The organism is Gabonibacter massiliensis, assembly GCA_001487125.1.
Lineage (GTDB): Bacteria > Bacteroidota > Bacteroidia > Bacteroidales > Marinifilaceae > Gabonibacter > Gabonibacter massiliensis.
Window position 1 is genome coordinate 1,112,048 of sequence record LN913013.1, and the last position, 13,052, is coordinate 1,125,099.

The 13,052-nt window shown below is 43.5% G+C and carries 12 protein-coding genes; 7 read left to right on the forward strand and 5 right to left on the reverse strand.

The window, feature by feature from the left end; all coding sequences use genetic code 11:
• Nucleotides 1-15 precede the first annotated feature (15 nt).
• Both BN3283_RS08940 and BN3283_RS08945 read left to right on the forward strand, forming a co-directional pair.
• Nucleotides 16-1,860 (forward strand): 2-oxoacid:acceptor oxidoreductase subunit alpha, encoded by a 1,845-nt coding sequence (locus tag BN3283_RS08940; RefSeq protein WP_059026438.1) that lies wholly within the window; start codon nt 16-18, stop codon nt 1,858-1,860.
• A gap of 2 nt (nt 1,861-1,862) precedes the next feature.
• Nucleotides 1,863-2,870, forward strand: a complete 1,008-nt coding sequence (locus BN3283_RS08945; protein ID WP_041504211.1) for a 2-oxoacid:ferredoxin oxidoreductase subunit beta — start codon at nt 1,863-1,865, stop codon at nt 2,868-2,870.
• 215 nt (nt 2,871-3,085) lie between these two features.
• On the opposite strand, the gene tsaA is transcribed toward BN3283_RS08945, so the two are convergent.
• The 5 genes from tsaA to BN3283_RS08970 are packed head-to-tail and all read right to left on the reverse strand — an operon-like array spanning nt 3,086 to nt 8,910.
• Nucleotides 3,086-3,976, reverse strand: coding sequence for a tRNA (N6-threonylcarbamoyladenosine(37)-N6)-methyltransferase TrmO (gene tsaA, locus BN3283_RS08950; protein ID WP_059026439.1), 891 nt, complete (start codon nt 3,974-3,976; stop codon nt 3,086-3,088).
• A gap of 2 nt (nt 3,977-3,978) precedes the next feature.
• Nucleotides 3,979-4,737, reverse strand: coding sequence for an ABC transporter ATP-binding protein (locus BN3283_RS08955; RefSeq protein WP_059026440.1), 759 nt, complete (start codon nt 4,735-4,737; stop codon nt 3,979-3,981).
• Entirely contained in the window at nt 4,728-5,792 is a 1,065-nt protein-coding gene (locus BN3283_RS08960; protein WP_059026441.1) for a FecCD family ABC transporter permease, read from the reverse strand. Before BN3283_RS08960 ends, BN3283_RS08955 begins: the two co-directional genes overlap by 10 nt.
• A complete protein-coding gene (locus BN3283_RS08965) occupies nt 5,789-6,871 on the reverse strand; it encodes an ABC transporter substrate-binding protein (protein ID WP_059026442.1) in 1,083 nt (360 codons plus the stop codon). Before BN3283_RS08965 ends, BN3283_RS08960 begins: the two co-directional genes overlap by 4 nt.
• Nucleotides 6,868-8,910, reverse strand: a complete 2,043-nt coding sequence (locus BN3283_RS08970; RefSeq protein ID WP_059026443.1) for a TonB-dependent receptor plug domain-containing protein — start codon at nt 8,908-8,910, stop codon at nt 6,868-6,870. Before BN3283_RS08970 ends, BN3283_RS08965 begins: the two co-directional genes overlap by 4 nt.
• 219 nt (nt 8,911-9,129) lie before the next feature.
• On the opposite strand from BN3283_RS08970, the gene BN3283_RS08975 reads away from it, so the two are divergent.
• From BN3283_RS08975 to BN3283_RS08995, 5 genes are all read left to right on the forward strand, one after another.
• Nucleotides 9,130-9,432 (forward strand): urease subunit gamma, encoded by a 303-nt coding sequence (locus tag BN3283_RS08975; RefSeq protein ID WP_059026444.1) that lies wholly within the window; start codon nt 9,130-9,132, stop codon nt 9,430-9,432.
• 6 nt (nt 9,433-9,438) lie between these two features.
• Nucleotides 9,439-9,942, forward strand: coding sequence for an urease subunit beta (locus BN3283_RS14810; protein ID WP_059026445.1), 504 nt, complete (start codon nt 9,439-9,441; stop codon nt 9,940-9,942).
• 6 nt (nt 9,943-9,948) lie between these two features.
• A complete protein-coding gene (locus BN3283_RS08985) occupies nt 9,949-11,667 on the forward strand; it encodes an urease subunit alpha (protein ID WP_041504204.1) in 1,719 nt (572 codons plus the stop codon).
• Nucleotides 11,668-11,748: 81 nt separating this feature from the next.
• A complete protein-coding gene (locus tag BN3283_RS08990; RefSeq protein ID WP_059026446.1) occupies nt 11,749-12,342 on the forward strand; it encodes an urease accessory protein UreE in 594 nt (197 codons plus the stop codon).
• Nucleotides 12,343-12,354: 12 nt separating this feature from the next.
• Complete coding sequence (locus BN3283_RS08995) at nt 12,355-13,047, forward strand: urease accessory protein UreF (protein ID WP_059026447.1); 693 nt, start codon at nt 12,355-12,357, stop codon at nt 13,045-13,047.
• Nucleotides 13,048-13,052: the final 5 nt, after the last annotated feature.

A 13,052-nucleotide genomic window follows, 5' to 3' on the forward strand; every position in this document is an offset into this window, starting at 1 on the left:
ATAAGTAACTAAGTCATGGGTGAAAAGACAAAAGTTATCGAAAAGAGTAATATTGTCATTCGTTTCTCCGGAGATTCGGGAGACGGAATGCAATTAACTGGCCAGCAATTCTCAGATGCTGCCGCTTTATTTGGAAACGGTGTATCGACATTTCCTGATTATCCAGCTGAAATTCGCGCTCCGCAAGGAACTGTTGGAGGAGTTTCAGGCTTTCAGGTACATATCGGAGATAATCCGGTAAAGACTCCCGGGGATTTTGCCGATGTGTTGGTTGCCATGAATCCGGCCGCCTTGAAAGCCAATTTACGCTGGGCTAAAAAAGGAGCTACGATCATCGTGAATTTGGATGCGTTTAACGAAAAGAACATCGAGAAGGCGGGTTACCAGATAAATCCGTTGGAAGATGCTCTTTTACAAGATTATAATGTTGTTCCGGTCAAGGTAACCACCCTGACCGAAGAGACGCTGAAAGATAGCGGGTTAGATCAGAAATCTATCGTGAAATGTAAAAACATGTTTGCGTTGGGTATGATCTATTGGATGTTCGACCGTTCCGTGGAACATACGGTTGCTTTTATTAACCAGAAGTTCGGTAAAAAACCGGAAATTGCCGCTGCCAATAAAAAAGTATTGGAAGCCGGATTCAATTATGCCGGAAACGTACATGCTTTGGCAACTCATTTTAACGTGGCTCCCGCCGAGATTGAAAAAGGCCGTTATCGGACAATTACCGGTAATAAGGCAACAGCTTGGGGACTTTTAGCTGCAGCAGAAAAAGCCGGACTTCCGTTGTTCTGTGGCTCTTATCCTATCACCCCGGCTACCGATATCCTTCAGGAGTTGGCATTAAGAAGGGATTTAGGCGCTAAAACATATCAGGCAGAGGATGAAATCGCCGGTATTTGTACGTCAATCGGAGCGAGTTACGTCGGGAATTTTGCCGTGACGACGACCTCCGGTCCCGGTTTGGCTTTAAAAAGTGAGGCTGCCGGTTTGGCCGTGATGGCTGAATTACCTTTGGTTATTGTTGATGTACAGCGAGGAGGTCCTTCTACGGGTCTGCCCACGAAGACGGAACAATCCGATTTATTGCAAGCTCTTTACGGAAGAAACGGGGAAAGTCCCATGCCTGTTGTAGCTGCCAGTACTCCTGGAAATTGTTTTGATTTTGCTTTCATGGCAGGTAAAATAGCTATTGAACATATGACTCCAGTCGTTCTGTTAACGGACGGTTATTTGGGAAATGGCGCTCAGCCATGGAGAATTCCAGACCTGAACACCTATCCTTCGATCACCCCGAGATTGGCCAAGGAAGGTGACGACTACAAGCCGTATGCGCGCGATCCGGAAACTTTGGCCAGGACATGGGCTGTTCCGGGAACAAAAGGATTGGAACACCGAATCGGCGGTTTGGAAAAAGTAAATATAACCGGAGAGATCAGTTACGTTCCGGAGAACCATCAGGTAATGACGGATTTACGTGCTGCCAAAGTAGCTAAAATTGCCGATTATATTCCAAATCAAGAGATTATTGGAAACCAAAACGGGGGAGAATTATTGGTTGTCGGTTGGGGTGGAACATACGGACACCTCTTGTCCACGGTCAACGAGTTAAGAAAAGAGGGTAAGGACGTCAGTTTGGCTCATTTCAATTACATCAATCCGCTTCCGAAAAACACGGAAGAGGTATTGTCCAAGTTTAAGAAAATATTGGTTTGTGAATTGAACTTGGGACAGTTCGCACAATATTTACGGGGTAAATATCCTCACTTTACTTATTACCAATACAATAAAGTAGCCGGATTACCCTTTACAGTGACAGAGTTAAAAGAAAAAGTATTTGAATTATTATCGAAATAATCATGGCACAATATACAGCAAAAGATTTTAAGAGTAATCAGGAAATCCGGTGGTGTCCGGGTTGTGGTGACCACGGAATTATTAATGCCGTGCAAAAGGCGATGGCAGAATTGGGATATCCGAAAGAATCGTGGGCTGTCATATCCGGTATCGGTTGTTCTTCCCGTTTTCCCTATTATATGAATACGTTCGGGTTCCATACGATTCATGGACGTGCAGCTGCTATTGCTTCAGGTGCAAAAAGTGCTAATCCGAACGTTAATATCCTGCAAGTTTCCGGTGACGGTGATGCGTTGGCTATCGGAGGTAATCACTTTATCCATTCTATTCGTAGAAATATCGATATTACCACGTTGGTTTTTAACAATGAAATTTACGGATTGACCAAAGGTCAGTATTCTCCGACCACCAAATTGGGAACAAAAACCAAGACCTCTCCTTATGGAACGATCGAAACCCCGTTTAATCCGGGAGAGTTGGTTATTGGTGCACAAGGCAAGTTCTTCGCCCGTTCGTTGGATATGAATATCAATTTGACGGCAGAGGTAATCGAAGCCGGAGTTCGGCATAAGGGTACTTCTGTTATCGAGGTACTGCAAAACTGCGTGATTTTTGCTGATGGAGCTCATGCTGCTATCACCGATAAGGAGAACAAAGAAGATCGTCAGTTGATTTTAAGACATGGCGAGCCGATGATCTTCGGTAAAAACCGGGACAAGGGACTTATGTTGACTAACACCGGATTGAAGGTGGTCGAGATCGGTAAGAACGGGATCACAGAGGCTGATATTCTGGTTCATGATGCCCATTCCTTGAATCCTTCTATTCATTGGATGCTGGTACATATGAAGGCTCCTGAATATCCCGTCGCTTTAGGTGTTATCCGGGATGTGGAAGGAGATACTTATAACGATGCCTTGGAGGCCCAGATTGAAGAGGTAAAAGCCAAATCCAATATTCGTTCGGTTACCGATTTACTGAATAGCGGCGATACTTGGGAAGTAAAATAATCGAAATAAAACCGTTTTAAAAAGCGCTGCCGAAAAAATCGGCAGCGCTTTTTAGTTGAATTATTGAATTCGGATCTTGTTCTCTTTTAATCTCCGTGATTTAATTCGAATCTCCTAATTGTAAATCGAACGCATTTTCTTAAATCTACAATTTACAATCTACAATCGTCAATCTTTTTAATCCCTTAATCATTATATCTCTCAATCTACAATCTTCAATTATTAATCGCTTCTATTTCAAAAAGTTCATCAAAATCGAGCTCAAAAACAGCAAAAGCTTTTTCCGCGGGAGAGAACGACTCCGGAATATGCTTTTTCATGTAATCCCGGTTCGATTCTTTGAGTTTTATCCTCCATCCTTTCCCGGATTCATCCCTCAAATAAAAACACATATCGTTTTTATCTCCCGTTCGGAAACGGCGTGTTCCCGGCGTGCAACCCGTGACAAACATAAATCCATCAACCAAACAATTCTCCATCCCGGCCGTCAATGTATAACGAACTATATCCTGCTGCCTATCATATAACTGCTGCATGATTCTTGCGGCCCCCATAACCCCGAGGGCTAATCCGGGACAGATATGTCCATGTAATTGAGCCGATTGCAAAAGCAATTCCTTTAAATTATTACTCATAATGTTACGAACGATATCAATGCGGGGAGAATCAACCCGTATGGTTTTATGTATATTTTCCTGATCATAGACAGAAGTATCACAAGATTTGATGTCAACCACGGGAGAACCGTTTAAAGCATCTATTCCTTCTATATACAGCCTATTCCCTTCACGTTTCATAAGTTTTACTGTCGTTACTCCCAGATGGTTCGGACGATTAGGCGAACGACTGGCAAATACTCCCTTTGTTTCTCCCGTCCGTATTTTACCCGTTAGATGAATATCATGATTCTGATGAAAGTAAAAAACGATATCTAAGTAACGGCAAGTTTCAATTTTATCTAACCCATCCCCGTATTCCGGAAGAATCTCGATGACGGAAGCCTCCTGTTTTATTTGCTCAGGAACCTGATCCGTCGTGCATTTATTGGACACGTAACCAATCGGTTGTAACACAATCATAAGTATAAACATTAATAAATTCGACATAATTAACTATTTTGCGGTATAATACAAATACAATCTTTATGATGGAGTACTTCAACCTGAATATCATACAGATTCTCAATGTTCTTCGGCGTATACACGGATTTTGGACCAAAAGCGAACACAGTCCCCCGTTTCAACATCAACGCTTTATTACAAAAACGAGCGGCCATATTCACATCGTGAATGGTAATGACAACTGTTATTCCTTCTGCCGAGAGTTGTTGCAAAAGATTCATCACTTTCATCTGGTGATTAATATCCAGATTGGCGATCGGTTCATCCAGCAGCAAAATGGAAGGCTGCTGTGCCAAGGCTCTGGCAATGAATACGCGTTGTTGCTGTCCGCCGCTCAACGTATCCATATTTCTCATCGCTATCGGTTCCAGTTCCAAACGGGAAAGCAGACCGGCAACGATCTCCAGATCACCGGAAGAGGGTCTTCCCTTGATATAAGGTTTCCTACCCAACAATACGGTATCAAAAACATTTATTCCCATGGTGTTCTCTTCGGACTGAGGAATATAGGCCATCAGTCGGGACAATTCACGAGAAGAGATCCGAGCTAAAGACCGTCCTCCTATCTCTATCTTGCCCTCATCCACTTTTAATATTCCATTCAGGCATTTCAGCAAAGTACTCTTGCCCGAACCGTTCTGACCTATAATAGCAATCATATCTCCCGAATCCACGTCGAAAGTCACATTCCTCAAAGCCCATACGCCATTATAATGAAACGATATATTTTTTGTTTCTATTCGCATGACGTTCTCCTCCGGATTAATAGAAATAAAAACAAAGGAACCCCCAGAAATGAAGTCAATATCCCGACCGGTAAAATAACAGGAGAAATGATCGTACGGGCGACCGTGTCACATAACAATAGAAATACACCTCCGAATACGGCAGAACCGGTGATCAGAAACTCCTCGTTATTGCCTATGCACTTTCTCACGATATGGGGGACGACAAGGCCCACGAAAGCAATAACACCGAAAAACGAAACAGCGACAGCCGTACATAGAGACGTGACCACTAATCCGACAATCCGGATTTTTTGGGGCTGCACCCCCATACTTCGGGCATAATCATCCCCTGATCTCAAAACTTTGTAATCCCATCGCTTTAAATAAAAGTAAAGAAGGGCAGGAATCAAAGCCGCTGTCATGAAAATCAGTTTATACCAATCCCCCCGTCCTAAATCTCCAAAACTCCAAAAAACGATAGAAGCCAGTTGAACATTATTCGCCAAATATTGCATCACGGCGATACCTGCTCCGAACAGAGAGTTGATAATGACCCCCGAAAGAATAATGGTCTCTACGGAAGCCCTTTTTATTTGGGCCAAAAGTAATATAATGGCTAAACCCAAAAGGCTTCCTAAAAAAGCCGAAAAAGTAATCGTGTAAGGATTGCTAATCAAAAATAGATCCGAAGAACGGGCAATTTCACTACCTGCCTCTAAAAAAACAATTCCGAAAGAGGCTCCAAAAGCTGCCGCATTCGATATTCCCAAAGTATAAGGGGATGCCAACGGATTCCTCAGTAAAATCTGCATGATCGCTCCCGACATAGAAAGAATAATCCCGGTAATCACAGCAGCCAAAATTCTCGGTAAACGGATATTAATCAAAATTTGCCGATTAAGCGAAGTCCCTTCCCCCCGTAGTAAAGCTACAATATCTTCCCAACCTATCCGATGAGCCCCGGCAATCATAGCTATTCCCCCGATGAGAATCAGTAAAACAAACAGGAAAAAGATAAATTTCTTATTCCTGTTCCGGTATCCTTTATATTGCTTCAAAACATTTGGATTCATCGCTCTTTATCGAATATATTCTGATAATCTCCCCAATGTTTACGCAAAACGGTACCCACAGGTTTTCCCACGAAACGGGTTAAAATCTCATTTGCCTTGCCGGAAATGGAAATATCTTTAAACCGGTCGGGAAAAAGCACCTTTCCAGCATACCAGGCATTAATCAACATCACTTCAAAATTAGTATGGTTATTATTATAAGGCCACAACATATAGATCCGTTTCTCCTTATATGCCGTAAGCAGCTCATTCAATTCTTTCCGACGGTTAAAATCTTCCTGTACTAAAGGCCAACCCGATACATCCAGAAATATCACTTCAGGATCCCACTCCGCCAGTTGCTCCCAATCGATGTAGGTTCCGGTAATGGGAGAGGTATATGCCGAATCAATCCGGGAGGCGACATTATCAACTCCTAAGAATTCAAATGCGGCATAATAGGGATCCGTCGAGGTAATCCCCTTTTGTCCCTTGTAAGAAATAGCTCCCACGTATACGCGCTTAGATTTATCTGTCTCTTGTGTTCTTCTTCCGAGTTCTTCAATCTGCCGATCTACAAAACGTATCAACGAATCGACCTGGTTTTCCGTCCGGAGTACCTTACCGATCAACCGAAGAGAATGATAAAAAACATCCCGCCTTTTTCCGATATCCCCGTACTCGATGGTAAATACGGGTATTCCGGTACGTCTTTGTAAATCGTCGGCATCCCCGGCAGTAGTGGTAGACATAAAGATCACATCCGGTTGAACCCCCATTATTAATTCGGGATCCCCGCCCATGGAAGGACCGATGATCGCTTTTTCTCTCAATTCCGGATGAGCGAAAAGATGAGTGAATTCATTGTCTCTGGTCTCCTGCTCTTCGACTCCACAAATAAAAGGCACTCCGCCCGCATAGGTCACCAAACGTATAGCGGAAGCCCGAATACAGACGATCTTCCGTACAGTATCCGGTACTTCAACTTCACGCTGCAAAGCATCCGTGAACGAACGGACCGCTTTTTTCCCGCTCTTTTTCGATGCTCCTCCACAAGATATTAACAAACAAAAACAGAAAAAATACACTAATCTATTCATCTCATCAGGTTTACAGCAAGTTTAACATTAAAAAGCCTTCCGGCCGAGATATAATCCTTCGTATTCATATGGCGATTGTTGAAAATATTCATAACCTCTCCTCCCACGTAAATCCGACGGTCAAAAAACCATTTCGACAATTGCACGTCCCAAACGGCAAAACCGGGAATAAAAGACAGATTGTCCTCCGTCGTGTATTGCTTGGTTTTATAACGCCCCCGAATCGTTGCGTTTACGATCCGCCCGGTCCACATGACGGTACCCTTAACCTGATGTTCGGGAGCATACGTCAACACCTTATCATTAAGCTCCGGTTTTTCATCAAATTGTTTTATCTTGGATTCATTATAGGAATAATTTACATTCATTCGCAATCCTATCGGCAGGGAATAATTCAAATCCATCTCTAATCCTTTCACGTGAACCTTGGATATATTCTGACGTTGATAAATATCTCTTTTCCCCCACATCTTTTCTCCGGTAGCGATATAGTATAAAAAATCTTTTCCCCGGGCATAGTAGAACGACGGAGAAAAAGAAAAATTTCCTAAAAAGCGGAATGTTCCCCCGATTTCGTAATTATCCAATTTTTCCGGTCCCAGGTCGGGATTGGCAATTTTCGGACCGACCCACATCCAACCGGAACGGCATAAATCATCGAGGATAGAAGCTCTGAATCCTTTCGAGTAAGAGACATAAGCAGAGAGGTTTTCCATCGGATTATAACGTAAAGCCAAACGAGGAGAAAAATTCTCCCAACGATTGTTTTTCAGATTACCGTTGTACGTGTTAAAATCAGCCACGTTATCACCTATCGCTTCAAATCGTCCTTTGTGAAAATAAGCGTTATCGTAACGCAATGCTACCTGCAACCAGAATTTATTGTTAAAAAACTGAAGCTCTTCCTGCACGAAAGCCGAAAGAAAAGTCATGGTACCCCTATTCAGTACCTTATCCGTAGAAGTCACGTAATAATCTCCTCCATCGACACTTCCGTTTTTATATTCCGCACCTATGCTGAAATGATTGTTCTTGCCGGAAAAAGTCACATGCAGGATAGCTCCCCAGTCATCCCGGTGCGATTTTACATCAAAGCGCTGGTAGGAATCTTTCGTGATCCGCTCATCCAGCTTAAAATAGTCTTGTCTCTGGAAATACAAAGCCACATTATAGGTGAACGATTTCTCCCCCCCGTAAAATCTCCCTTGAAACCGGTTATGATTAAAGTGGCGATACTCTCCGTCAGGAGCCTTTATTTTTTCCCCTTCCCCACGCTTATCTTTATACAAATCATAGGATACATCCACTTTAAACCATTCGGAAGGAGTATATAAAACCTTACCGTAAAAACCTCCTTCTTTCATAAAGCGAGCTACACTGTAATCAGGATCGGTCCGCAAACTGTCCGGAACGTTATTAAATCCGCTACTTCTATTGTAATACCCAGAGACAAAGAGCGAAAACCGATCATTGATCTTGCTCGATATTCCCAAATGATAAAGCCAGGTTGCCAATGAGCCGTAAGACACGGATGCATTCACTAAAAAAGGACGTTCCGCTTTTTTACTTATAATATTTATCACTCCTCCCATTGCATTATTCCCGTATAAAGAAGAACCGGGGCCTTTGAACACCTCTATTCTCTCGATATTGTCCACAGGAAGACTATTCCAGTTCACGGACCCCTCGTCAGAAGTATTGATAGGAATTCCGTCAAACAATACCAAAGTCCGTCCCTGTTCATCCCCCGCCAATCCCCGGACACTGACATTCGTGTGCATCGTGCTCATACCGTTCGAACGAGTTGTGTTTACCCCGGAAAGCATAGAAAGGATGTCATCGACACTCAAGGCCGGACTATGCCTCAATACCAACGGCGTAATAACATCAATACGACCCGGACTCTGAGTCAATGGACGTTCAGCCCGTGATCCGGTCACAATAACCTCTTGCAAATTCAATACGGTATCCACCTTTTCTTTTTGGGCAAACACGCTTACTACAAACAACAGAAACGGAACGAAAATAAATTTCTTCATGTCACATAATTTTGATTTGACTATCCCTGCTCATACGGCATACAAATCCTAAATGTTCGAACAACGATCTCGTAAACCCGAATCATGTTTATAATTATTTCTGATGATATTTGAAACATGACTTTATCCCAAGCGTATATGAACAGTGGAGTTCATTGAGGTATAAACTTCATGAATCAGAGAGTTTTAATCAATTTTATTCACTAAAAGTAAAAGAGTATGCATTTAACGCCAAAAGAAATTGATAAGCTAATGCTATTATCACTTGGAGCTATTGCCGGACGGCGTAAAGAAAAAGGGCTTAAATTGAATTATCCGGAAGCTGTTGCCTACATCAGTTCAGCAGCTTTGGAGGGGGCAAGAGAAGGCAAAACATTAGAGGAAGTAATGACCGACTCCACTAAAGTTTTAACGAAAGACGATGTAATGGAGGGAGTTGCCGATATGATCTCTCTGATACAGGTAGAGGCGGTTTTTACCGACGGTAGCCGTCTGGTTAGTATTCATCAACCTATCAAGTAGAAAATCATGGAGGATAAAAAACAAAAGGGTGCTCCCGCACCTAAAGAGATTACACCGGGATTTACACCTAAACAGTATGTTCCCGTCGGAGGAGAAATCTTATCTACTGACCCCATCGTGTATAATGAAGGCAGATATACGGCAAAATTAATCGTTCATAATACTGGAGACCGTCCTATTCAAGTGGGCTCTCATTTTCATTTTTTCGAGGTGAACCGTTATCTGGAATTCGACCGGGCCGCTGCATTCGGATGCCATTTGAATATTCCTGCCACGACTGCCATTCGTTTCGAACCGGGAGACGAAAAAGAGGTAGAAGTCGTTGCTTACTCCGGTAAACAATACGTGATAGGCTTTAACGGACTCGTGCAAGGATATACCGGAAGTGAAGATGCTCCTACTTATTACCCGAGGAGAATGCAGGCGACAGAAAATGTCAGAAGGTTAGGCTTCAAAGTTATAGATGAAACGACCGCCGAAGCAAATCTAAAAAAACAACCCAAAAAATAACGTAATATGGCACAGATAACGAGACAACAATATAATGATCTTTACGGCCCGACCGTAGGGGATAAAATCCGTTTAGGCGATACAGATCTCTACGTGGAAATCGAAAAAGACCTTTGCGTATACGGGGATGAAGTGATCTACGGGGGAGGAAAAACCTTGCGCGACGGCATGGGACTGGCAAATACCTTAACTTCCGAAGGAGGAACCCTTGATCTTGTCATCACCAATGTAACGATTATCGATCCGAAATTAGGAGTCATCAAAGCCGACGTCGGCATCAAAGACGGAAAAATCGCCGGAATCGGCAAAGCCGGGAATCCGAATATCATGCAAGGGGTAACCCCGGAATTGGTTACAGGAGCCGCCACGGACGCCATTTCGGGAGAGCACCTTATTTTGACAGCCGCTGCTATTGACGGGCACGTACACATGATCGCTCCGCAGCAAGCTTACCATTGTTTGAGCAATGGAGTTACGACCCTCGTCGGCGGTGGTGTCGGTCCGACAGACGGAACGAACGGGACAACCATAACTTCCGGTACCTGGAATATGAAAAGGATGCTACAGGCCATTGACGGGCTCCCCGTAAACTACGGGTTCCTCGGGAAAGGCAACTGTTCGGTACGTCGTCCATTAGTCGAACAGATGTTAGCTGGAGCATGCGGTTTCAAGATTCACGAAGATTGGGGAAGTACACCCGCCGCCATTCGGGAGACCATGGGAGTAGCTGACGAGTTCGACGTACAAGTCGCGATTCATACCGATACCTTAAACGAAAGCGGCTTCGTTGAAGACACGATCGCTGCTATCGACGGTAGAACTATCCATACCTATCACACGGAAGGAGCCGGAGGAGGACATGCTCCGGACTTGCTGAAAGTAGCTTCCTTAGCCAACGTGTTACCCTCTTCAACAAACCCGACACTACCGTTCGGTATCAACTCACAGGCCGAATTGTTCGATATGATCATGGTATGTCATAATCTGAACCCCAAGATTCCGTCTGACGTATCTTTTGCGGAAAGCCGTGTTCGTCCGGAAACACAAGCAGCCGAAAACGTGCTGCACGATTTGGGCGTAATCTCCATGATCTCTTCCGATTCGCAAGCAATGGGACGTGTAGGAGAAAATTTCATGAGAGCCTTCCAGATGGCAAGTTACATGAAACAGGTAAGAGGTAAACTCAGCGAAGATTCCGCAGAGAATGACAACTTCCGGGTATTACGTTATTTAGCCAAGCTGACCATCAATCCGGCTATCACATACGGATTCTCAGATATTTTAGGATCTATCGAGAAAGGAAAAATGGCCGACCTCGTACTGTGGGAACCTCAATTCTTCGGTACCAAACCCAAATTAGTTCTCAAGGGAGGTATGATTAACTGGGCAATTATGGGAGATCCGAATGCCTCGTTACCGACTCCTCAACCGGTGTATTACCGACCGATGTACGGAAGTTTCGGTTCAGCTATGCCCAATAGCTGCATCTCATTCGTTTCACGAGCTTCCCACGATGCGGGTATCAAGGAAAAATACGGACTCCAAAGAATCGTATACCCCGTGCACGGTTGCCGGCAAATCGGCAAACCCCATATGGTACTCAACGGGAACATGCCTAAAATCGATATCAATCCGGAAACGTTCGAGGTACTTGTGGACGGTAAAAGTGCTTACATCCCAACCGCCAAGAAATTCCCGCTGGCACAATTATATTGGTTTAGTTAACATTTAAATTCATCGATAGGTTGCCTTTAAGTCTTCCGTCCGAAAACTTGTAAGGCAACCTTCTTTACTAATTATACTCGTATGCAAATATTCTCTGAAGTTATCGGAAACATGATATCCGACCCTACTTGGGCGGAAAAACTCAAAAATAGCGCAATAACCTACCTCGATTTGGACCAATGGACAGCTCAAAAAAGTCGTTTTATCGCTAAAAGCGACCATGCCGAATATGCAGTCGCCCTGAAACGTCACTCCCAAATTGAAAATGGGGATGTTCTGGAGTACAACCCGGAAAGCAATAGCGCTGTCGTAATTCGAATCGACCTCAAACCTGTCCTTGTCATAGAATTGAAAAAAATAGCACAGAAAAAACCGGAAGAAATCATACGTAAATGTATCGAAATAGGACACGCCATCGGTAACCAACACTGGCCGGCCATTGTCAAAAAAGATAAATTATACGTACCGTTAACGGTAGACAAAAAAGTAATGACCAGTGTTATGGATACCCATCATTTCGAAGACATCACCTATGAATTCCAACCGGGTAAAGAGGTGATTCCATTCCTCGCACCTCACGAAATTCGCCAACTTTTCGGAGGAAGTACACAAGAAATACCACATCATCATCACGAACACGGACACACAGGTCATTCGCATGAAGTTTTACATTGAAAATTCAATACTATGATTGACGAAATTACCAGGTTGATGCGAATTCTCGAATTTTCGGACTCCGCATTTCCCGTCGGTACCTTCTCTTTTTCCAACGGATTGGAAACAGCTGCCTTTGAAAATATCGTATCCGATGCTTACAGTCTCGAACAATATACGCGCACGGCTGTCCAACAAACCATATATAGCGATGCCATCGCCGCACTCATCGCCTTTCGGGCAACCGCCGAAAACGACTACGCACTCGTAAAAGAGGCGGATCAACAGATCATGTGGTGCAAAATGAATGAAGAAGCTCGCTTAATGCTTACCCGAATGGGGAAAAAAATGGCGGAAATAAGTATTCAGATCGCCGAAACTCCTCTCATGAATCAATGGTTAAAAGACATATTTGATCAAAAGGTTCCCGGCACCTATCCGATTGCACAAGCCATCTTTTTCCAGCAAAACGGATTGCATGAAAAGGATCTCTTCGTCTCTATCGAGTACGGCATCATAAATATGATACTGAATGCGGCTTTACGATGTGTAAAAGTATCCCATTACGAAACCCAATCCATTCTATACCGGCTTTGTTCCATGGCCGCTTCGGATTATGAGAATATAAAAGAGATGACTTTCGACGATATGAGAACATTTGCACCGGAAATGGACATCATGGCTTCATTACATGAAAAAGGAAAAATGAGAATGTTTATGAATTAACGAAT